We start from the raw sequence: 22,626 nt of genomic DNA, 5'->3' as shown, positions 1-22,626 counted from the left end.
GGCGTTTAAATATTCATCTGAGACTAAACTGACACTGTTTACACTTCACTGAACCGATACCCTATTGATGCAACGCTAACAGCGAAAATTGGCTTTGAATCGACAATAGGGAAAGTTAACCATGCAACATGAATGCGGAAACGTTACAAATATCGCAGTAGTCGGTGGCGGGACATCTGGCCTTGCGACATGTTATTACCTGCTTCAAAAATTGGGTCAAAAGAACTCAGATAACCATCAAGGTCAGTACCACATCCATTTGTTTGAAAAAGCCGCTGAGCTGGGTGGAAATGCGCATACGGTTGTGTTGGATCTTGGTGAGAGCAGCAGTGTAGACAGCGATGGAAACAAGATTGAACCCAAAACGTTGGTTCGCTGGGCAGACATGGGTGTGAACGACATCAACCTAAGTATGTACAACACATTAAAAGAAGTGATGGTTAAAACGGGTTATTACAGTGATGAAAACCTGAAGCCTATTGAAGATACGGCGTGTTTTTTCTCAGAAGACAATCGCTATCTTTACACTGACGATGAGCATTTGCCCATCAACCGCCCGATGGAGCGACGGTTCAGCCTGTCTGACACTGATCTGGGCACCGTTTTTACCGCATTAGTGGCGTACGGTACAGAAATGAGTAAAAATGAGGCCAAGCTAGAAACGGCTTGGAACATCGAACTGCATACTTTTTTCACTGTGCTGATTGATTTAGCTGAAGGTCGTCCTGAAACTTTGAAAGCCTCGCCAGAGTTTGAAATTTGTGTTGAGGCCTACAACGCCATTCGTCAGCAACCATCGTTGGCTGATTTATCGGGTGCCGAGTTAGCAAAACTCATTGTTGAAATGCGTGATAACCTCTTTTATCCACGTGTTGCTGCCATGTTCTTTACAACAGACAAAGGACCGCAGCATCTTCCATTAGCGTCACCTTTTGGTTATTTCAGCTACCAAGAAGGTAAAAATGAGGGCGAAGAATTCCCAGATAGACGCTACTTTGTTGGCGGAACAAAGAAATGGATTGAGCACCTAACTGCTTACTTGATTAATGGCTACAATAACGATTCTGAAAATCTTAGGCTGTCTATTCACACCAATGTCGATGCAAAATTCCGTACGACTGACACTGGGTTTACTTTTGAAAGTGTACCCTCGCCGCTCGTTGATAAGAAAGAAGAGCACAACAAACTATCACAAATTAACTTCGACGCTATGGTGAGCACTATTCATGCTAACCACGCACTTACGCAGGTTGCGTTTAACGCCAAGCATTCTGAACAAGGTAACGCGCTTGAACCTATCTTAGGCCGAGTGAAATACACGCAAAGCATTGGTATTGTTCATACAGACAATAGTGTGATTTCTTCGAATGTGAACAGCTGGCGCACGTTCAATGTGTCCATTAGGCATGGTGAAGCAATGCTGCCTTACAGCATTACCTTCCAAGAGAATAGACATCAAAATGATTGGTGTAACCCGAACATCAAACACGCACCAGAATTGAGCTATTTCGTTACTCTGAACCCAACTCACCCAGTTAATGACAAGTTTGTATTGCGTACTGTTGATTCTAATAAGAATTTGGAATTCTTATGTGGTACTGAGCTAACCGAGTTACCTAAGTCGACTCAGGATCACCTCGCTCAAACAAATACAAAGAACCTGCTAGGGCGTGAAGACAACAAAGCGATTTTCTACTTTGCGCATAACGTTTATGATCGTGATGCTCACACAAGTCAGACTGAAATCAATCAGTATCATAAAGACCTTCCAACTAACGTTCGTGAAAATGGATATGCACCCATTGTTTACGCGGGATCATGGTGTGCTGAAGTAGGTTTGCAGGAAACGTGTTGGAAACAAGCTCGCAATGCCGTGGATAGCTTGCTTAAGACAATTTAAGCCAAAGTGATATATCTCTATACCTGTTAACGCATATACCCGTTAAGCGTATATGTCCATTAACGCAATACAACGCATTGATTTTCCATTACCACCCTTTGTTCTTTGTTGGAGCAATGGGTGGTTTTTTTGTTAAGTGATACCAAAGTGAACCAGACCAGATTCGCTATTTTCCTTAATCTGTTGCTGTTGGTTGAGTTCATGCAATGCACTAAGGAAAACATGAGTACGCCAATAAAAAACTGCGAAAGGTCAACAGACCCTAATTTTAATCAATCCATGTAAAAGGAAATACTCATGTCTCAGTTTGGTTCTACGCTCGGTGGCTGGTCCAATTTTCGCAAGCTCAATTTAGAAGATAAAGCGGTTTTTAATGCTGCTCTTGAAGGCTTTGTCGGCGTGAACTATGAACCTATGGAAGTGCAATCGCAAGTTGTAGCAGGGGTGAACTATCGCTACCTCTGTAAAGCGAATTTGATCGATGAGCCAACACTTCATTACTTTTCTTGGGTTTCGATGTTTGCGCCTTTAGATGGAAAGCCTTACATCACCAACATCCAGCGTATTGAAGAACCGAAAATGGTTGAAAGCCAAAAGGTTGATCAATTTGAATTAGTCAGCCTGAAAGCAAGCCTTCGCAATAATGCAGGGGAATCAGCTGAAGACGTACTAGGGTTTGAGCGATTAGTGCGCGACGGAAATGAGTGTTACCAATACTATCAAGCGGAAAGAGGTCCAGGGTTAACGCACGCTACTCAAGTTATTTGCCCGCTAGGTCTTGCGATCATTGAAGGGTATAAGTTTGATTACAAGCAAGCGATAGAAGTGTTTTACACAGGGAATTGGGGAAGCAAATTCATCAAGCTTTCACTGAGTAAAGTGTTAACACCGGAAGTAAAAGAACCTGTTTGGACCTTTGTTTCCGATTTAGGCACTCAAGTTCAGGTTGGTGCAGACACAGGAAAAGTGCTTAAGGCAGTCTTGTTAGAAACGGCTTAGTGTATTTCTCCCGGTTCTTTGAGCGCGCTGGGGGATGCTCAAAGAATCGGGAGATCTTATGGCGAATTTGGGTCTGTTACCTACCTAGAATGAAGGTATCGCATCATATTCATTTAAAGAAATTTGTGCTTGGAGCAAATGTAATTCTTTTACTTTTAAATTAAACGCTTCAAGCTCTGTTTTAGAGCTCTCTTGTGTTAACACACCAAGCATGACGTTTGCCTGTTCAATATACAGCTCTCGCCATGGTGAAGGTTCACAACACTGAAATAGCTGATCTCGATATTTTTCAAGGAGTGCGCGATCCTTCAAATTCCACGCAGTGCGTATACCTTGTTGGTAAAAACGTAAATAGTTGTGGCCAACGCAGGGTTGCTCAAGCCACTTTTCACCTTGCTCCAACGCGTTTCTACTCTCTTGCCAGAATGTGCTGACCATGGCTTTAGTTGAACATAACCAGGGACCAATAAAAGCGTGTAAGTTGTTTTCTTCAACCAAATTGAGCCCAACCTCTATATATTCACGAGCTTTAATTGCGTCGTTCTGATACCACTTAAGGCGCGCCTTGGTTTCCATTAAACATGCGATGAATCGGACAGCATTGAATTCTTTTGCGATGGCTAGTGCCATATTGATTTCATTCTCTGCCTGATCCAGAGCATTGTAATCAAGCAGTACCCAAGCCGCCGTCAGTCGGGAAACAATTTCAGCTCGACGATTTCCTGTTAAGTAGGCAAGGGTGGCAGATTGTTGAGATTGCGAAAGCGCTTGTGATGTGTCGAGTTGGTAAATCAGTGTCGTCGCAAGCATGTAGCGATTGGACGCTTCGATTTCCAAATATTGATTTTCTTCACATATCTTCAAGCTTTCTTTGAAGTTATTGTGGGCGTTGATCATGTTACCTTTTAGGTATTCACAATCTCCCAACCCACTCAAGGCCTTTGCTTTTGCTTTAGGGCTATTTGCTTTAATGCTGTAGTGGAGTGCTTTCTGATGTTCTTGTTCGCAGGATTCAATATTTCCTGTTGGGAATAGAATATTCCCTCTCATTGAATGCACTTCAGACAATTGAGCGTATTGCTGTGTTGGCTCCGAAATGTTCTGTGCGGTTTGCAGTATGGATAAAGCCTTATCGATGGCATCAACCACCTGATATGGGTTAGCTAAATCAATAAAGTACTGGCTGGAGGCATTCGAGTCGGTGTTTTGATTAACGGCCAGTTCCAGAAAGTGAATACACTCTTTCACTTTACCCATCGAATACAGGCAATTGCCTTTTAAGTTTAGAGCGTATGCTGTTTCACTTTTTGGAACAATTTCAATGGCTTCTTCAATCAATTCCAACGCTTGCTCAAACTGAAAGCTGCTGATGTATTCTTTGGCACTTTTAATTAGGATCGTAAAGGCATCTTTGCACTGCGCCCTTTTTGAGTGGAGCGCAAACTGCTTTTTGTCTCTTTCTTCAAACCACTTAGCACAGTGCTCGTTTAGCAGCCGCCTTTCACTATCGGAAAGTTGGCTTTGTACCGCTGAACAAATGAGATCGTGGTGGAACATAAATCCTTGTTCAGAATGCTTAATCAAACCGTGTTCTAACAAGGTTCTTGGATAGTAATGTTCATCATTTAAAACAAACTGAAGCTGCTCCAAGTTGAAGCATTGCCCGAATACGGACGCCGCCTTTATCGCAGAAAGGTTATTTGCATCGAGTTTGTATAGTTGAACTACGACAAGGTGCTCTAAAGATTCGGGGACATGGTTGCCTAAACGTGAGCAGAGTAAGGATTGTCTTAAGAAGAGTGGGTGTCCGCTTGCCCTCTCGACACAGCGTTGCACGGCCTCTTGGTTTCCTGGTGCCATCCAATTTGCCAACTGTATCGATTCATCCATATTAAGCGGCTTGAGTGCAATTGTTGTCGCTGTTTGAAACCAATCCGGTGCGTTAACCAAATGATGCTCAGAACGAAATGTCAGAACGAGCATTACCGGGAACCTATCCGTTAATGAGGATAAAACCTGAATAATGGACAGAAGCAATTCATTTGCCCAGTGTAAATCCTCTACGGTAATCACGAGTTGACCAAGGTGAGCTGGGCGGTGTGAAAGCAGCTGTTCAATGCTTTCTGCTATTGCTCTGTTACGAGCGGAATGTTCCATCACGTCTAAAAGACGCTGTTCCGACTCATACAGTTTTAAACCCATCAGCCAGTAAATGAAAAGGTGATGAGATGAAGCAATCGGTGAAATAGCAATAGATTGTCTTATGTGGTTGCTGTCATCTTCTGGTGTGAAGCCGAATAATGAACGAATCAAATTAACCGTAGGAATAAGGGAGTTCACTACACCAAAATTTAATATTTGAACTCGTACCGGAGAGCAGTTTTTATGTTCAAGTATTTCGATGAATTTGTGAAGGAGCCTTGTCTTTCCGATCCCTGCCATACCCGTTAAGCAGACGGTACTGCCTGTATTGTTATCGTATAAACGGGCATGCATGGAGCTTAGTTGAGTTAGCTCATATTGACGTCCGACAAAATAGTCTGTTTGTACTTGGCACATTGACACAATACGCCAATCTTTAAATTCAGGTTGTTCGGGTAAGAAGACATTTCTTGGTCTTGCACAATTGGACGATACAAAGCATGGGCATGCAACGATATCCCCCCAAGTGATTTGAGAAAGCAATTGCTTAGCACGCTGACTGACTTGTGTGTTCTGGGCATCGAATTGTGCGTTGGTTGGGCTGCTTTCAACAAACATGCGAACGTGACTTTTCAGTGTAAATTGCAGCATCGCACATAATCGACGAATACGCTCGAATACGAATTCATCACTGGAACGTGAATACCAGCCAAACTCAAGAAGCCCTTTTTCTGCTATGTAGTAGCAATTAGAGCGATCATTCAGTTTTTCGACTTCGGATTTTAAAGACTCATCATCAACCTCTATCGAAAGGCGCAAAACTTGATGCGTATGTTCCGGTATGGTCGACAATTCTTTTTGTAATATTGGGGCAGAATTTTGGATGAGATCTTCTACTTCCACCGAGTAAAACGTAGCGAGTTCTTTCGCTGTGCGATACAAAATACTACTGCCAGACTCTGCACGTTTTATTGAAGATAGAGAGACATACAATCGGTTTTCTGTGCATTGCTCGGCTAGCCTTTCTTGGCTCAGCCCTTTTTGCTTCCTTAATTGCTTAAGCAAGTCACCATTTAATGGTAAACGACCATCTTTTGAACCCATTATTTAATTCCATTTTGTTAATAGGAAGCGTACGCCGTACATTCTAAGTAGTACCAGACTTAATGAGTTACTTATTGATAAATAAGACAATAATGGTAAGCCCACATACTTAAGAGATAACTAATAGCAAAAATAAAGTGACATTCAATTGATTGATACGTTTATATCAATTCGTTGTCACAGTTTATGTTTGATCGCATTTTAATTTGGGCTTTTTGAAAAACAAACAAGAGAAGGCGATAGAGCAGAGTGCGGTAAAATTACTGACAATGAAATCATTAGCCTTGCTTCGTAACTAGATGAATAATAGTGATTTTATTCGATTTATCAATAGCCATATTGAAGACAAGAAAAGTGTAAGAGAGTATTGGATATAACAAAAATACCCCCTGAACTATCAGGGGGTATTAGAGGCGTTTTACTTTTTGTACATAGAAAGCCTGTACTTAGAAAACCTGTACATAGAAAAGCAGTACTTAGAAAACTTTCACTTAAAAAATCTGTATTTAAAAAATCAGATGCGCAATACCTGCAATAACTGGAAGCGTAATGAGTGTGCGCAAAATGAAGATGATGAACAATTCTGCGATGTTAACCGGGATACGGCTTCCCAATAGTAGTGCGCCCACTTCAGACATGTAGATAAGCTGAGTAACAGACATAGCAGCGATAACGAAGCGAGTTAGGTCGCTTTCAATAGAAGCCGCCAAAATGGCTGGAATAAACATGTCTGCAAACCCGACCACAATAGTTTCAGATGCTTTAGCCGCTTCAGGGATGTTCAGCAGTTCTAAAAACGGCACAAATGGTTGACCAAGAATAGAAAATACCGGCGTGTACTCGGCGATGACCAGAGCAACAGTACCTAACGCCATCACAACAGGCAGTACACCAAATACCATGTCGGCAGCATTTTTTAGCCCTTCAACACATACTTCTTTCGCTGACTTCACTTTGCTTGCTTTTGTTAGAGCAAGGTTAAGGCCCCAAGACCAGCTATTGTGGCCTTCTGGAATGGCATTGTCAGACGCTTCTGGTGCGCTACCATCGATGTACAGATCTTTCTTATAGCTCAAAGGGGGAAGACGCGGAATGATCACCGCTGCAACTAAGCCAGCTAAACAAATGGCACCGTAAAAAGGTAGGAACATATGCTCTAGGTTAACCTGAGCCAGTACCACGAGGCTGAACGTGATAGAAACGGCTGAGAACGTCGTACCAACTACTGCGGCTTCACGCTGTGTGTAGAATTTTTTCTCGTACTGTTTGCTGGTTAGAAGGATACCCACACTGCCATCACCAAGCCACGAAGCCATACAGTCGATCGCGCTACGACCCGGAAGGTTAAATAGTGGACGCATGATTTTGCTCAGCAATGTACCAAACAGCTCTAGCAGGCCAAAATTCAGAAGTAATGGAAGCAGTAAGCCAGCAAAAATAAACACAGCAAAGAGTGTTGGCATTAAGCCTTCTAGCACAAGGCCGCCCGTGTTTTCATCCCAAATGGATTTTGGACCAAATTGGAAATACGTCATCAAAACCGCAATACCACCAATGGTGCGCACAGCAAACCAAAGTGGGGAAGGATCAAATAGCCCTGTTAAAAATGCGTTGTTCGCGACAAACGCGGGCTTAGCAACTTTATTCAAAATAGTCGCCACAGACATAAAGCCAATCACAAAGGTAATGATAGGGACAATCAAGTCACCCAGTAAGTCTTTTAATGCACCCGCTAAAATAGCGACGGGAATGGTGAGTTCACCTTGAAAACTGACAGGTGCCATGAAAAGGAAAAGGCCAAGCAAGGAAGGGATCAAGAAGACCCAAAAGTTCTTTTTACTCTTAGAAGAGCTAACCGTGTTTACGTTATCCATCTTTTTATACTCTTGTTACCGCTAGTAAATAATTATTCACTAAACATTAGTATTCATTCATTGTTGCGAAGAATAACTGCTTTCTGATATTCCTGCAATACTATTCAATGTTTATTCTTAATTATTCAGTTTAAATGGCGGCAAATAGGTTTTAAGGTGGAGTATTGTAACAATAATGTTGCGTGTAAGTAGCGAGATATACAAAACTGATAACTGGGTCAAAGTTTATTTTATTACAGTATACTCAGATCAGGGAAGCCGACACTGATCGCAATCGCTGCGTCTCTTACCTGTAAGCAACCACGAAATGGTGTACCGATGCTTGGCAAACCTAAGGTAAACCCAATCGGCAACTGGACGGATATACGGTTTTCTTAACCAATTCACCCATGGCTTTTTGCCTACAGCGTTCCAAGCAGCTTGAGTAACATCAAGCCCTAATAGCAGTTGGTTATTATCGTCTAGTGCGTGAAGAATCCGATTTGCATCAGTAACACTGATATTTGGGTATTTATGTGAGAAGTCGGGTTGATAAAGATCTTCTAAAACAAGACGCTGATGCAAATCAAAACGCTTAAGCTGATCCATTTCTGCTTTGCATAAAGGGCATGTTCCATCGTAGAAAATAGTGAGTGCCATAATATTCTCATTGCCAAATTTTTTTAATTGTACGAAAGAATTTGGCGGATGATCAATTGTATCCAAGTACCATGAGGTAGCTTGAGTATAAAAAAGCTCCGAGAATATCGGAGCTTTGGGTGTCAGGCTTAAACCTCGGTGAATGGGAAGCTCTAGAAGCGGTTTGAAAACAGAAGTTCTACCGAGCTGTTGTCGTAGCCCACTTCATCAAATTCTACACTTGCTGGAAGGTTGGTGGATGAGGTTAAGTAGTTCAGGCCTACATCCCATGCACGGTTGATTTGATAATTAACCCCAAGTTTTGCCGTGTTGTGGCTGTTCTTTTCCCAGCTTTGGAAACGATATTCACCTGTTACTGCAACGCTGTCCCATAGTGTGTAGGTTGCTCTGGCTGTCATAGCAGGAAGAATTCGAAGGTACTCACGTTTTGCATGTTGCCCTAGGCTATCTGCGTTGGCGACTTGGTATCCAAATTGGTGGGCATAAACGCCTAAACCAAATTTCACTTCAAAGTTTTCTAGAGGCGTATACCCTTTGTATACATTACCGCCAAGCATGTAGTGTCGGTACTCACTCACCAAAGACTCGCCTTTCGCGTAGCCTTTACCTTGGTAGCTGAAATCTTGTTTCGCTTTGCCCGTAACGCGCAGTTCTGTTGGAATAAACTCGAAATCCAGCGCGTTGCTGTTTGCCAATTCGCGTGAGTAGGTAATGCGAGTATAAGGTTGAAGCTTATCGACTTGAGTTACATCGCTAAAGTTCTGGTTCATGATCAGGTCTTCAGTGAAGAAACTCAGATGAGAACCCAGCCCGACTTCAATTTTGTTTTTGAGTGGTGTTACCACTGTTTGAATACGATCTTTTGAGCTGCGCTCTTGGTTAAATGCCGCTTCTGTTATGGTGACATTCAGTGACATACCGTCTTCGGTTTGTTGAGCATTTAGGTATACCCCGTCATTGGCATATGGGGAAACAAAGTATTGGTTAACTAAGAAGGAGATACCCGCGCTTGCCGTTACGTCACTCACAAAATGACGTTTACCATGAACTCGGCTGTACGCGACGTACGAAGCCGCCGCATAGGCAGGTACACCCCACTCTGCACCGTATCGCATTTGCAAAAAGTGCGCACCAGAGAAACCCGCAGCCGCATGGCCAGAAGGATAAGAACGAGGGCTAGTGCCACTAGGTCTTTGTCTGCCAACGATTTTTTTGGTGGTGTCGACAATGATTTGTGAAGCCAAAACGGAATAGGTCAATTGTTTTGCCCCTTCCCAATCGTCATGCATCCATGCTGCCATATAGCCGCTGAGAGGGATCACAAGTTGCAGCATATCGCCTGTTTCCACTGTGGAATCTGAACGAATATCCGTTATTTCGGACGCTGCGATAGCAGGTGTCGCTGTACCTAGTGCGCCAATTACAAACGCGGCGCAAGCACGTAACTTCATTGTGTATCCTTCTGTTGGTTTTCTTATGAGGCTAAAAATTTAGCCGCGCATTATAAGGGTAAAAATCAGTTCTTTAAATATTTTACAGCGTTAATGTTCGCAACAAGAATCAATCGTTAAACCCGAACGCGAGTCTATTTAATCTGAGTTCCGATTATTTAGCTCAAGCACCGCATTTCTGTTTCTTCAGAATAGACAAAGAGTGTGAAGAGTAAGCCTAGAAAAAGTGAAGCCGCCAATATGAATAAAAATTGGCGGCTTAATGGCTTTTTGCTTATAGAGTTTTTACGCCCATATTAAATAGGGTAAAGCTGTAAACATCGGCATATTGCTCAATGACTTTACTCGTAGGTGTGCCTGCACCATGACCTGCGTTTGTCTCTACTCGGATTAACGTAGGGTTGTTACCTGCTTGCTTAGACTGAAGTTCTGCAGCGAACTTATAGGAATGTGCAGGCACTACTCGGTCGTCGTGATCGCCAGTCGTTACCATAGTTGCTGGGTACTCAGTACCGGGTTTCACATTGTGAACAGGTGAGTATGCTTCCAAGTACTGGAACATTTCTTCACTTTGGTCTGCTGTGCCGTAGTCGTATGCCCAGCCAGCGCCTGCGGTGAAGGTGTGGTAACGCAACATATCTAAAACCCCAACGGCAGGCAGTGCAACTTGGAACAGCTCTGGTCGTTGTGTCATCACCGCACCCACTAACAGGCCTCCATTCGAGCCACCGTTTACCGCCAGTTTGTTGCGTGATGTGTAGTCTTCCTCAATGAGGTACTCGGCTGCTGCGATAAAGTCGTCAAATACATTTTGCTTTTGTAATTGCGTTCCGGCTTTGTGCCACTCTTTCCCGTATTCGCCGCCACCACGAATATTAGCGACTGCGTACACGCCTCCCATCTCTAGCCAAGCGGCACGAGCAGGGCTGAACCTAGGTGTTAAACTCACGTTAAAGCCACCATAGCCATAAAGGATAGTCGGAGCTGTGCCATCCATGGGCGTGTCTTTTTTGTAAGTGATGATCATTGGAACCTGAGTTCCGTCTTTCGATGAATAAAAAACCTGACGCGATTCGTATTCATCCGATTTGAACGGAGCGGTCGAGCGGCGATAAAGCGTGCTTTCGCCGGATTCAATGTTCAACGAGTAAATGGATCCGGGTGTTTTGTAGTTGGTGAAGGTGTAATACACCTCTGTCGCATCTTTTTCACCAGAAAACCCACTTGCGCTTCCCACACCTGGTAGCTCTATCTCACGGATGAGTTTGCCCTGCATATCGTATTGCTTCACCTTAGATACCGCGTCCGCAATGTAGCTCGCAAATAACGCATCACCAGCAGTTGAAACACGAAGGACATTCTTAGTCTCTGGGATCACATCTTGCCAATTCTGTGGCTGGGGCGCTTCTGCATTCACGGTAACAACGCGCTTGTTAGGTGCATTCAGGTTTGTGACCAAATACAGCTTATTGCCTTCGCTGTGAATCACGTAGGTATCTGATTCGGCGTTTTCCATAATTGGCATTAAGGAAGCATCTGGTTTAGACAGATCCTTTAAGAACAACTTATTGCCAGAGGTTGAAACACTGGCCGAAATAACAAGATAACGGTCGTCTTCAGTCGTGTAGCCGTAAACATAGCGATGCTTTTCAGCGTCGGTGCCACCAAAGATCAGCGAATCTTCATTCTGTTTGGTGCCAAGCTTGTGGAAATAAAGCTTATGTTGGTCCGTCTTAGCAGAAAGCTCACTGCCTTTCGGTTTATCGTAGCTAGAGTAATAAAATCCTTCGTTGCCCAACCAAGACACACCGCTGAATTTCACATCAATGAGCGTTTCGCCTACTTTTTCTTTGGTTTCGGTATTCAGTACGATCACTTTGCGCCAGTCGCTGCCACCTTCGGAAATTTGGTAAGCGACAAGGGAGCCATCTGCAGAGAAGCTGATTCCAGCCATTGATGTGGTGCCGTCGTCACTGAAGGTGTTCGGGTCGATGAATACTTCTGGTTCGTTATCGTCAACTTGTCGATAGAGAACAAATTGATTTTGCAACCCATCATTTTTATAGAAATACGTGTATTCCCCTTCTTTAAAGGGTTTGCCGACTTTCTCATAGTCCATCAGTTCTGTGAGGCGATCTTCAATTTTTTGCCGATATGGAATCTGCTCTAGATAGTCGAACGTTACCTGATTTTGAGATTTTACCCATTCGGCGGTTTCGTTGCTTTGATCATCTTCCAACCAACGATACGGGTCGCTTATTTTTACGCCAAAATAGTCATCAACCACATTCACTTGCTTGGTGGCAGGGTATTCAATGGCAATGTTTTTGATGTGTTGAGCAAACTGCTTTGGAGTATCATTCTCTGGTTCAACTGGCAAACTACAGCCAGTGATAGCAACAGCTGCCGCAATTGCGAACGCCTTATTTTTCATGGTCTTCCTTGAAGAAAATCTCTGAGGGAAAAGCGGAATGTACTACAAAAAGGAGACCGTACGGCGTTTAACTTTGTGTGGGTTCATTTTATTTGTGGCAAGGCTCGCTGATTGATACTGGGCTTAGCGCTGGCTTGGTAATGAGGGCTACTCCCATTACGCAGTTTTTGGGGAGTATTGGCAAAAAAGGGAAATGCGATGATTCCCTTTTTTACGCTTTTTCTTTCTAGGGCTTAAATTACCCGACTGAACGCAACATCCCCAGATTGAAGTAATAAAAGCCCAAACAAACCGAGGATGATGCCACCGGCTAAGGCTAGGTAATGGGGGGATTTGGAATGGTGATGGTGTTTATCACCAAATAAGCGACCGTTTAGCTTTTTCCCACCCAAAGTCATCATTGCTATCGTTGAGGTTGTTAAGCAGGTACCGAATGCCATTAAAAGGGCACTTAGTACCCCAACCCAATAGACACCCACCATATTTGCGAACAGTAAAATCATGATAGCCCCCGTGCAGGGGCGTATACCTATTGTAAAGATTAAACTGATGATCTCTTTCCAGTTGTCTGCAAATTTTGGGGCGTGGTGGTGACAGCACTGATGAGGCTTTCTTAGCTTCTTGACCGAACGATAAATCATAACAACGCCGAACAATAATACGCAGAAGTAGCTCACCATCATCGCAGATTCAGCTTTGGCATGAACATCACGCATAGAGGCTTTATATAACCACAGCAAAACTGAAACCATTGCAATCGCCACCAAGGCTTGCAGTAATGAAGACACTATTGTGATGATTAAGCTTGTTTTTGCTTGTGTGGGCTTAGCGACAAGGTACGTTGTTACAATGACTTTTCCGTGCCCCGGTCCTAAAGAGTGAAGAATGCCATACACCAAACTGACGACAGAAAAAGTCCACAAAGCGCCTTCTTGCTTTTCTTGAATATCATAAAGTAGATCGCTGAGTTGACCGTTGAAATCTCTTTGTATTTGGATGCTTTTGAGTACCAAGTTTGGCCAGCTGAGCCACAGTTGATAACTCGCGATGAGCATCAAGCCAAACGCAACCCACTTCACGTAGGGTTTTAAGACGAGTGCATAAGGTTTAAGAGACGATAGAGAAGATTTAAAAGTAGAATTCATCACCGGATTAGCCCTCACAACGAATGTAAGTGTGTTGGGTAAACAGTTGCCCAAGCGTGTTATCGGGGTCCGCATCAGGTGGTAGCGAAAGTGCATACGCCATTTGTTCCGATGTAGGGGAGGGCTCGACAAGCTCAACCGAGCATTGCTGTTCTAAATTTGCACTTAGCTGAATTGCATTGTTTTTCTTCCAACTCATATCAACGTAATAACTGGGCTCAAAAATCATGAGCTTTAATGACTTACCTAACGTGTCTTTTTCTTGAGTTAATGGCAGATTAAAGTGAAGAGTCAGCTTACCTCTGTGATGAGTAAACTGTGCGTCTAATACTTCTTTGTAGCGAATGGGTTTATCGGCTTCAAAAAAATAGGTGAAGTAATGTTCATAGAGCATGTTATCGATAACAGACATGGCTAGTTGCTTAAGTGTCTGTTCACGAACTGGATCAGACATGTCCTCACCATCCAACATATAAGCGGTGGTCATGGCATCAAAAGTCCACTCCATGGAGAATCCGGAAATTTTTGTACCCTCGCCAAGTACGGTCGTTTTCATATCGACCCAAGAGTGAGGATGAGCGTGCGAGAGTGATGTGGAGAGAAAAATCAGGAATAAGCAGCAAGCATATTTACACGCTTGCCGCGCGATGTTCATCTTTAGCATGAGACTTGGTTTTATATTAAATTTTAGCCAAGACTATGACAATTGTTATAAAATAACAATAGAGGACTTATACTCAAACCACTGAACCTAGCATCTTGAGGTGGTTTGAGTATAGATGAGTTACACCAACTCTTTTTTTGCTACGATATTTGAGAAAAGCGTCATTCTTTCCCCGTTGTTTAGATGAGTTGTACACGCTACACGGAGTAAAGATGCAAAATTCTTGATTTCTCCGCGTTTTTCTAACACTTCTTTGTAAATCTGCGTAACGAAAGCCCCGATAGATAATTCGGATTTTTTGGCAATATCTTCAATGATTTGCCAAAAAATGGCTTCAAGCCTAATACTGGTTACTACGCCATCAATTCGGATTGAGCGAGTTTTTAATTCAAAAAGTTCTTCTTCCGCTCCGGAGTATATTTCACACATGATCGTCTCCCGTCTGTGAGATGGTTATCTAGCTAGAATCTTAAAGATTCCCAAAGCAAGCCGGTTCCTAAGCTTCCTGCAAAGGTGACCTTCTGCCAATTTCTGTCGTTGTGTGTCCGATGATAAAGCAAAAACAGCCAGAATAAAGCCTGGCTGTAGATTTGAAGTGTTAAGTACGCCGCGTAATCAACGCGTAGGTCACCTTTTTGATGGTTATTTTTGTGAGATAACATCGCTTTATCAAATTCTGGACTTGTTCTCACATAATTTATAGAGGTGATCAATGAATGAGTCATTCCTTACTAGGGTCAACAGATCCTAATCAATCACCTTAACCAGCAAAGATCAATAGCCCCGAATTACAGAAGCTTGTTTAACTGTGCAAGCCATGCAGGGTGTGCTGGCCATGCTGGTGCTGTAACCAATTTGCCATCTGTGTAGGCTTCGTCCATGCCGATATCTTGGTATTGACCGCCCGCTGCCGTTACTTCAGGTGCACATGCTGGGTAAGCCGATACGCCTTTACCTTCAATAACGTTAGCCGCAGTAAGAAGCTGCGCACCGTGGCAGATTGCTGCAATCGGCTTGTCTTGCTGGTGGAATGCTTGAATGAGCGAGAGCACCGCTGGGTTCAGTCTTAAGTATTCAGGCGCTCTACCACCTGGAATAACAAGGGCATCGTAGTCGGCAGCATCGGAAGCTGCAAAAGACGCGTTTAGTGCGAAGTTGTGCCCAGGTTTTTCTGTGTATGTTTGGTCGCCTTCAAAATCGTGAATAGCGGTTTTGATAGTGTCGCCCGCTTCTTTATCCGGACAAACGGCATCCACTGTGTGCCCAACCATTTGCAAAGCTTGAAAAGGGACCATGATTTCATAGTCTTCAACGAAATCACCTGCAAGTAGAAGTATCTTAGCCATGTTATTTTCCTCTTAATTGGTAGGAGCTATTCTCACAAAATCTATGCTGAAAAAAGACGGATCGATTAAACGCACAAGGTCTTTAGTTCAGTTTGTGTATTCAGGATTGCTGATGAATTAGAGTGGTGGGTAATAGCTGGATACTACAGGCGAGATGTCACTCACAATGTCGTTTTCTTGTTGCGGATTTGTTATTTCAAATGTATGGGTTTAAACCTAGGTTACTCCAAGGTTCATAAGGTTACTCCAAGGTTCATAAGGTAGCTCCAAGGCTCACAAGATAAATCAAGGTTCCCATGGTGTGTAAGATGAGCTCTTAGGTCATGCTACTTGCATATCGATTTTTCCCCCGCATACATCAACAGCCCTTTGCTACTCTTCATTGTCACTAACCGTCGTTTTCACTACTCTTCGTTTTCGCAATGAATCGTTGCTTGGTCTTTCCCTTGATGTTTTGAGGTATACAACGAGCGGTCTGCGTGGCGAACCATTGTATTGAAATTAGATTGAGTTTGTCCGAAGTAGCCACCAATACTAACGGTGATAGGAAGCGAAAGGTCACTGTGTGGCATGGCTTTAATTTGATGGCGTATTTTTTCGGCCAGTTCTTCTAATTCTTCCACCGAGCACGATGGATGAAAAATCATGAACTCTTCTCCCCCCCATCGACACAGTGATGAGATGTTAGGCAGTACATTGCTGATCCGGTTCACAATGGAGATCAGCACATCATCGCCAACCAAGTGCCCATAGGTATCATTAACGGGCTTAAAATTGTCTATGTCTAAGATCAGCAAGCCAACCTCACATTTACTGTTCACAAACCCTGGATAGGCACTGTTCAATTCATCGAAAAATCCACGCCGATTCTGGATTTTTGTGAGCGGATCAATCCGCATCAGTCGTTGATTTCGGCGAAATGCGACATAGAGGAAATAAGCACTAAAGCTTAGAACCATCCCCATTAATAAAAGCGTCCACACAGTCATAGAGTGCATGATACCTTTGTCTCGAAGTTGCTCTTTGCTGACAAAGTGAACCAGTTCTAGCTCATTTGGAACAACCTTACGCCACAAATAAAATCCATTACTATCTTCGATCCAATTCATACCTTTGGAAGGGGCAGGGAAGTCGATTTTTTCTCCGACATCAAAGTCAGTCATCGATGAAACAATCTGGCGATTTTCGTCAATCAAGAATGATTGACCCACCGAACTGCTGACTTGCAGCAAATCGATTAAACTATTTATCCCTACATCTATTGCGACAACACCAATAAATTCATCGTGTACCCAGATGGGGTCGGTGATGGTCACCATTAGCCCTTGCCCACCACCATCAACATACAAATCAGACACAAACTGCCTACCGTGAGGGTTTACAGAAGGCAACGCCTGCAACCAAAATGGGCGTTCAAAATCGGCTTCGCTGACTTGGAATTCTGCCACTGGAAGTTCTGGGGAAAGGAACAGGTATTTGTTTGCAGAAATGTAGTATGACCAAATAGCGACACCCAATTCTCGAACTAACGTGCTGATTTGTTCATTCAAAGACAATACCGCTGTCATTTCAAAGCGCTGTTTATCATCGTTGGGATTAAAGGGCCTGAGCATTGTCAGCGTCCCTTTAAGCTTTGATGCTTGGTTAGGGTGATCAAAGGCAGAGAGACCATAGGTGTCGAATTCGGGGAAATATTCAATACTGTTGATCCACTGAGGCAGGTTGATCTTCCCTTCTTCAGCAAAGTGGTATGAATGGATCATGGTATTTCTTAGACCAGTATTGTGTGCAGAAATCAGTTTAAAATACTGTTCGAACAGCCCCGCACGGACATTCACGGTATTGACAGCGTCACGCCTAAGCTCATCTATTTCAGATTCGTAGTAAATGTAACCGACTACAGCGAGCAGTGCTGAAAAAAGAGCAGGAATGTATAAGCTTTTCTTCATTAAACTGATGTCCGCTGATGGTTTAGTTCTTGGTGCATTGGTTATTATTGGATAATGGTATGGTCGTCGTCTTTCTTTAAATTTAGCCGAAACAAGCAAGCTTCTCCATCTTAGTCTCTGATTTCTGACAAAATGACTCGACTCTACGCAATAACCGTTTGGTTACGGCCCATTTTCTTTGCTTCATAGAGTGCCATGTCGGCATTTTTCATAATATCGTCGACTTGAACATCCGGTGAACTAACGGTTAAACCAATGCTAACTGTCACGGTGAGGGATTTCATGCTGTGTTGATTTTTGGCAATAGCGAGATGAATTTTTTCCGCAACCCAGTGCGCACGGTCGAGGCTGGTATCTTGTAGGAGCACAACAAACTCTTCACCACCCCAGCGACAGGTCACAGACGACTGGCTCGCGACCTTTTTAATAGCCGTGGCAATGGAACGGAGCACTTCATCGCCTACGCTGTGGCCGAAGTTATCATTGATCTTCTTGAAGTGGTCAATGTCGATCACCAATAACCCACATTTCTGTTGGTTGCGCAGCGACTGCTGGAATATAGGCTGAATGAAAGAGTAAAAACCACGTCGGTTATAGAGACCAGTTAAAGGGTCGACCAACATAAGTTGTTTGTTTTTCTTCGCGGAAACATAGGTAAAGAAAGATAAAATACTAAGGACACAACCCACCATCAATAAAGACCAAACTGTCGATGACGCTTTCATTGCTTCCAGTAGCAACGTGGTCTTTTTTAAACGATGAACTAAAAAGAGTTCTTTGCTAATAGTAGGTGTGCAGTAAAACCAACCTTCATTCGATTCTTTCCAGCTTTGTCCTGTATCTGAAACCAAAATGGGCAACTTGTCTCCCAGAGAAAATGCACTCAAGCTCGCCGTTAATTGCAGGTTTTCGTCTACCAAATAGGATTCACCAGGTGCTTTACCCACTTTCAGTAAAGAGGTCATCAGATCCATCCCAATATCAATGGCAACAATGCCAAGGAACTCGTCTCCGCGATACACAGGATCAGAAATGGTGATCATCAAACCTTGCCCGGCAGCGTCATCGTACAATTCAGTGACAACCTGCTTTCTTTCGGGGTTAGTCTTGGGCAACAAGCTTGTCCAAAAAGGCTTTTCATACAAAATATCGCTGAACTGGAAGGTTTCGACGGGTAATTTCGGTGAAAGAAACAGAAAACGATTCTTTGATAAGTAATAAGCCCAAACCGTCATTTTTAAGTCGTCAATAACAGTACCCGCTTGCTCATTGATAGACAGTACTGCTGCAATTTCTTCAGCAATGGGGTCGGTTGACGATTGGATCGGTACATCCATCGTTAGAGTACCTTTAAGCCAATCCCCTAATTCTGGTTGATCAAATGCGGAGAGTGCATAGGTGTTGTACTCGGGGTAGTAGGTGATTTCTTTAATTAGATCTACCCGAGCTTTTAGAATCGATTTTTGTTGAACATCTAATTCAATTGAGTTTTTCATTGCTGTGTTTTTAGCAGACATCAATCGAACATACAGACGCAGCAAATTCGAGCGTACTTCCAAAGTAGACAACGTAGATTGGCGAATATTTTCAGCCTGATAGTGAAAGTGAGACAGACCAAGGGCCAGAAATACCACTATAAGAGCAATTGGGTAAAGGGTAAGTTTCGACATCAGAGTTTCTTGTTATATTGCCCTTAGGTTTGACGGGGGAAATAGGGTGGAAAGCGATCTGGATTCAGGCATTTAGGCGGACCTTAAGACATTCACCAAATTACTGATAGATCATACCGGACCTAAGTACTATACGAGTTTGATTTTTAACTGATAGTTTTGCTATTACATGGCGGTATTGAGCCACAAATACAAATGTTTGGGGTTCGATTAAGCAGTGGTACTTGAGTGTTTTTGGTGTTTTGTATTGTCAAATTATATTATATTAATATTTAGAGCTAGTTTTTGTGTTTTATAGGACGTATCGATCTGTGGTACTTATTGTATATGTCTTTAGGTTGTATGTGTTTTGATTCACTTGGTAAGGTCAGACTCAGACCTGAGACGAAATTGATTTGTTTTGCATTAAAAGAGGAAAGGAATCTCATGGTTTATTACTGTTTTTACACTCTAACTATTAATGTAACTTATAAATAAACCTGACCAATTCCTGTTTAGTTTAATTTCAAATTAAAGGCAGTGAGGATTGGTTCCCCCTCTTAGGTTAACCCCATATCATTTTTCGATATGGGGTCTATTTTCCTTTTCTTCTTTCTTTTTGTACTTTGTTTTGATAGCAGCTCGATTAGTGATCTAGATACAAGTAATTCTGCCAGCTCTTCATTCGGATAAGAACTTTGCGCATCACTGAAACATGAGTAAAGCTGTCTGAGTACACGGCTATCTCTGCATTGCTCCCCATTGGGAGGTGATAGGCAGAAAGATCGTCTGTGATTTTGAGCTTCACTAACGCGCGTCCGTTATTTTTCAGCGCGCTTGAATTAAGCAGCGAACCAGAGGCTTGTACCTGCCCTTCACCAATCGCAGGGATCACTTCGACTACCTCACCTCGAAAAACTTTTCCTGGTAATGCTCGGAATAAAAACTCTGCCTCGAAGCCAGCTTGTAAGCGTTGCAAGGAATTTTGTCTGAACGCACCCACGTAAAACTCATCTTCAGTGTGAACGAATGTCATGACAGGTCGCAAGGGCAACGGTACCGCCATCATGCCAGGGCGAAGAGCTAGCTGCGTGACATAGCCGTCTGTCGGGGCTCGGACGATAGTTTCATCCAAATTGAACTGTGCTTGAGCTAACTCAGCTTTCACACGAGCAATGAGAGTGTTCTCGCCATCTATCTCCGATTTGTAGGCTAATTCTGCCTGTTTTACTTTTGCCAGGGAGGCTTCATAACTGGCCGTTGCTGCTTTAAAGGACTGGCGACGCGTGTCGAGTTGTTGCTCAGTAAATGCGCCTTTTTTGAACCCTTTGTTGTATCTTTGGAATTCTCTTTCTGCTTTGTCTTTGTCAGCCAGTGCTTCTATGGAAGCGGCTTGAGACTCTTTGAAAACAGAGGCTAATTGCAAAACGGTTTGTTCTGCTTCCGCAAGAGCAGACTGCCGCCGCACGACTTCTGCTTCGAACAATGTCGGGTCAATCTTAAACAGCGGATCCCCCTTTTTCAGTGGTGTATTTGCCTTGGCAGACACTTCCACTACTTTTCCCTGAACACTAGGAACGATCGGTGTGGTGGTGTAGTACTGACCGCCGTATTGAGTGAATGGGTGATTGTAATTCATGAGGAGAATCAAGGTGCCAATGAGTAAAACGCCACCGAGAACAGCCGTTGGAACTGTCCACTTGTTTAATGGGATCTTGAAAATTTTAAAGATGGCGATACACAGAGCGGCGTATGTCATTATCAGTAGTAAATCCATTACGCTTCTCCCTTCTGTGCTTCTTGATTTTGGGGAGCAGCCTTCGTCACCTTGAGCTCTGCGAGTTCTTTTTGCAGTTCCGCTACCTGATCGATAAGAACATCGACTCTGTGGTGGATATCCTGTTGCTCCTCCTCAAGTTTATGGAACCCCCAACCACGTTCTTTACGCCAAAGCGTTGCCCAAATCCATAAGAAAGGCCAAATCGCATGTAATGTAAATAAACTGACCCAACCAGAGACATGAATAGCATCTTGGTGAGGGTGGTCTCGCTCTTTGGCGATTTCGTAAGGAATGTCATGAATGACAATGATCCCGTAAAAAATGACTAGGGCGACAAATATAAGCAGTCCTAAGGCGAAATAATCAAGAAACATAAAACCTTGTCCTTCTGGTTTCTTTAATAAGAGAGAAGTGAATAGTGATGTGAGCGCAGCATAATGATATGACGTAACAGATTCTAATATATCGCTAGATTCATATGCAGACCAAGTTTTATTCGAAGCGCATCAAGAGAGGTGTGAGCCAAATGGTGTTAGCGCGTGGAATGTGCGACCATTTTGTTTGAACGTCACAAATAAGGATGTGAAGTGGACTACATTGGTGAGGCTTCAGCGATTGGGGCTGCAATTGTTTGGGCAATGGCAACATGGATATACGGTCAGTTCAGCCACCAGTTTTCTGCCATGCAATTGAATATTGTTAAAGGGGTGATTGCGTCTGCCATGATGTTGGTAGTGATCCCGTTTATGCCAATGCCTGATGATGGGTGGGCAATGGAAACTGGGCATTTTATCATCTTAGCTGTATCAGGAGTGGTGGGCATTGCGATAGGTGACAGCGCTTATTTTGCTGCACTTAAACGCATCGGGGCAAACAAGACCCTACTGTTAGAGTCGCTTGCTCCACCACTTTCTGGTGTGCTTGCTTTATTGGCTCTCGGTTCTGAGTTGAGTGTACAAAGCTGGCTAGGCGTGGTTGTCACTACGGCGGCGGTCACATTCGTTGTAATCAGGCCTTCCAGCATAGACCAGGAAGCATCAATGGCGGGAATTGGCTTTGGGCTGTTGGCGAGTGTGTGTCAGGCCAGCGGTGTGGTTATTTCCCACTACGCTTTAGTCGCAGGAGACATACCGCCACTTTGGGGAGCCCTCATCCGCTTGAGTATTGGCGTTGTTGCTGTGGCTTTGGTGATTCGATTATTGGAGCCTCAACCTTTCTCGGGCATTAAACATCACTGGAAAGGTGTGAACCGGAAGCAGCACACAAAGTTACTCCTTGCCATCTTTGTTGGAACATTCTTAGCGCTTTGGCTTCAACAAATCGCACTTAAGAATGCGAACCCAGCGGTTGCTCAAACACTGATTGCAACCAGCCCGCTGTTTATATTGTTTATTTACGCTTGGAATGGAGAGCGAGTATCTTCGACCAGTGTGATTGGCACTCTGGCTGCGTTGGGTGGGATTTCGTTGTTTTTCCTATAACTTTTTTTTACTATAACTTATGGCTTTCCTATAACTCAATGAATCAGGGTAAACGACGTTGCGCTGATA

The 22,626-nt window shown here is 43.4% G+C and carries 16 protein-coding genes; 3 read left to right on the top strand and 13 right to left on the bottom strand.

The genetic code is table 11. The annotated features are described in order from the left end of the window. Positions 1-121 precede the first annotated feature (121 nt). Positions 122-1,900, top strand: a complete 1,779-nt coding sequence (locus tag VPNCDNU1_RS15080; RefSeq protein WP_104401084.1) for an NAD(P)-binding protein — start codon at positions 122-124, stop codon at positions 1,898-1,900. A 297-nt stretch (positions 1,901-2,197) separates the two neighbouring features. After that, entirely contained in the window at positions 2,198-2,899 is a 702-nt protein-coding gene (locus VPNCDNU1_RS29005; RefSeq protein WP_201797129.1) for a hypothetical protein, read from the top strand. An 84-nt stretch (positions 2,900-2,983) separates the two neighbouring features. Here the strand turns inward: VPNCDNU1_RS29005 and VPNCDNU1_RS15070 are convergent, their stop codons facing one another. The 13 genes from VPNCDNU1_RS15070 to VPNCDNU1_RS15005 form a co-directional block, all read right to left on the bottom strand. Next, entirely contained in the window at positions 2,984-6,145 is a 3,162-nt protein-coding gene (locus VPNCDNU1_RS15070) for an AAA family ATPase (RefSeq protein WP_104401083.1), read from the bottom strand. A 506-nt stretch (positions 6,146-6,651) separates the two neighbouring features. Next, a complete protein-coding gene (locus VPNCDNU1_RS15065; RefSeq protein ID WP_104401082.1) occupies positions 6,652-8,019 on the bottom strand; it encodes a YjiH family protein in 1,368 nt (455 codons plus the stop codon). 249 nt (positions 8,020-8,268) lie between these two features. Next, entirely contained in the window at positions 8,269-8,658 is a 390-nt protein-coding gene (locus VPNCDNU1_RS15060) for a thiol-disulfide oxidoreductase DCC family protein (RefSeq protein ID WP_167404803.1), read from the bottom strand. A 152-nt stretch (positions 8,659-8,810) separates the two neighbouring features. Next, positions 8,811-10,109 carry a phosphatase PAP2 family protein gene (locus VPNCDNU1_RS15055; protein ID WP_201797128.1) on the bottom strand — a complete coding sequence of 433 codons (1,299 nt, stop codon included), beginning with the start codon at positions 10,107-10,109 and terminating at the stop codon, positions 8,811-8,813. A gap of 274 nt (positions 10,110-10,383) precedes the next feature. Then, the gene (locus VPNCDNU1_RS15050; protein WP_104401081.1) at positions 10,384-12,543 is read right to left on the bottom strand and encodes a prolyl oligopeptidase family serine peptidase; all 2,160 of its coding nucleotides are present in this window, start codon (positions 12,541-12,543) and stop codon (positions 10,384-10,386) included. Positions 12,544-12,776: 233 nt separating this feature from the next. Beyond that, positions 12,777-13,688: a nickel/cobalt transporter gene (locus tag VPNCDNU1_RS15045; protein WP_167404802.1), complete on the bottom strand. Its 912-nt coding sequence runs from the start codon at positions 13,686-13,688 to the stop codon at positions 12,777-12,779. A gap of 7 nt (positions 13,689-13,695) precedes the next feature. Next, a complete protein-coding gene (locus VPNCDNU1_RS15040) occupies positions 13,696-14,343 on the bottom strand; it encodes a DUF1007 family protein (protein WP_104401079.1) in 648 nt (215 codons plus the stop codon). Between the two features lie 129 nt (positions 14,344-14,472). After that, positions 14,473-14,781, bottom strand: a complete 309-nt coding sequence (locus VPNCDNU1_RS15035) for a ribbon-helix-helix domain-containing protein (RefSeq protein ID WP_101111662.1) — start codon at positions 14,779-14,781, stop codon at positions 14,473-14,475. Positions 14,782-15,140: 359 nt separating this feature from the next. Then, entirely contained in the window at positions 15,141-15,698 is a 558-nt protein-coding gene (locus tag VPNCDNU1_RS15025) for a DJ-1/PfpI family protein (RefSeq protein ID WP_104401077.1), read from the bottom strand. Between the two features lie 404 nt (positions 15,699-16,102). Continuing rightward, complete coding sequence (locus VPNCDNU1_RS15020; RefSeq protein WP_104401076.1) at positions 16,103-17,647, bottom strand: sensor domain-containing diguanylate cyclase; 1,545 nt, start codon at positions 17,645-17,647, stop codon at positions 16,103-16,105. A gap of 143 nt (positions 17,648-17,790) precedes the next feature. After that, positions 17,791-19,317: a sensor domain-containing diguanylate cyclase gene (locus VPNCDNU1_RS15015; protein WP_104401075.1), complete on the bottom strand. Its 1,527-nt coding sequence runs from the start codon at positions 19,315-19,317 to the stop codon at positions 17,791-17,793. A 625-nt stretch (positions 19,318-19,942) separates the two neighbouring features. Beyond that, positions 19,943-21,073, bottom strand: a complete 1,131-nt coding sequence (locus VPNCDNU1_RS15010) for an HlyD family secretion protein (protein WP_104401074.1) — start codon at positions 21,071-21,073, stop codon at positions 19,943-19,945. Continuing rightward, positions 21,073-21,450, bottom strand: coding sequence for a DUF3302 domain-containing protein (locus tag VPNCDNU1_RS15005; RefSeq protein ID WP_104401073.1), 378 nt, complete (start codon positions 21,448-21,450; stop codon positions 21,073-21,075). The genes VPNCDNU1_RS15010 and VPNCDNU1_RS15005 overlap by 1 nt, the downstream gene beginning before the upstream one ends. Positions 21,451-21,663: 213 nt before the next feature. Here VPNCDNU1_RS15005 and VPNCDNU1_RS15000 point away from each other — a divergent pair, with 213 nt between their 5' ends. After that, the gene (locus VPNCDNU1_RS15000) at positions 21,664-22,557 is read left to right on the top strand and encodes a DMT family transporter (protein ID WP_104401072.1); all 894 of its coding nucleotides are present in this window, start codon (positions 21,664-21,666) and stop codon (positions 22,555-22,557) included. Positions 22,558-22,626 lie beyond the last annotated feature (69 nt).

This window comes from Vibrio penaeicida (assembly GCF_002933855.1).
In the GTDB taxonomy this organism is placed as follows: domain Bacteria; phylum Pseudomonadota; class Gammaproteobacteria; order Enterobacterales; family Vibrionaceae; genus Vibrio; species Vibrio penaeicida_A.
This window is presented reverse-complemented; position numbering and strand designations above follow the sequence as displayed.

Bases quoted from the DNA above. Each gene is read 5' to 3' on its own strand.
- VPNCDNU1_RS15080 (WP_104401084.1), top strand. From the start codon at position 122: ATGCAACATGAATGCGGAAACGTTACAAATATCGCAGTAGTCGGTGGC.
- VPNCDNU1_RS29005 (WP_201797129.1), top strand. From the start codon at position 2,198: ATGTCTCAGTTTGGTTCTACGCTCGGTGGCTGGTCCAATTTTCGCAAG.
- VPNCDNU1_RS15070 (WP_104401083.1), bottom strand. From the start codon at position 6,145: ATGGGTTCAAAAGATGGTCGTTTACCATTAAATGGTGACTTGCTTAAG.
- VPNCDNU1_RS15065 (WP_104401082.1), bottom strand. From the start codon at position 8,019: ATGGATAACGTAAACACGGTTAGCTCTTCTAAGAGTAAAAAGAACTTT.
- VPNCDNU1_RS15060 (WP_167404803.1), bottom strand. From the start codon at position 8,658: ATGGCACTCACTATTTTCTACGATGGAACATGCCCTTTATGCAAAGCA.
- VPNCDNU1_RS15055 (WP_201797128.1), bottom strand. From the start codon at position 10,109: ATGAAGTTACGTGCTTGCGCCGCGTTTGTAATTGGCGCACTAGGTACA.
- VPNCDNU1_RS15050 (WP_104401081.1), bottom strand. From the start codon at position 12,543: ATGAAAAATAAGGCGTTCGCAATTGCGGCAGCTGTTGCTATCACTGGC.
- VPNCDNU1_RS15045 (WP_167404802.1), bottom strand. From the start codon at position 13,688: ATGAATTCTACTTTTAAATCTTCTCTATCGTCTCTTAAACCTTATGCA.
- VPNCDNU1_RS15040 (WP_104401079.1), bottom strand. From the start codon at position 14,343: ATGAACATCGCGCGGCAAGCGTGTAAATATGCTTGCTGCTTATTCCTG.
- VPNCDNU1_RS15035 (WP_101111662.1), bottom strand. From the start codon at position 14,781: ATGTGTGAAATATACTCCGGAGCGGAAGAAGAACTTTTTGAATTAAAA.
- VPNCDNU1_RS15025 (WP_104401077.1), bottom strand. From the start codon at position 15,698: ATGGCTAAGATACTTCTACTTGCAGGTGATTTCGTTGAAGACTATGAA.
- VPNCDNU1_RS15020 (WP_104401076.1), bottom strand. From the start codon at position 17,647: ATGAAGAAAAGCTTATACATTCCTGCTCTTTTTTCAGCACTGCTCGCT.
- VPNCDNU1_RS15015 (WP_104401075.1), bottom strand. From the start codon at position 19,317: ATGTCGAAACTTACCCTTTACCCAATTGCTCTTATAGTGGTATTTCTG.
- VPNCDNU1_RS15010 (WP_104401074.1), bottom strand. From the start codon at position 21,073: ATGGATTTACTACTGATAATGACATACGCCGCTCTGTGTATCGCCATC.
- VPNCDNU1_RS15005 (WP_104401073.1), bottom strand. From the start codon at position 21,450: ATGTTTCTTGATTATTTCGCCTTAGGACTGCTTATATTTGTCGCCCTA.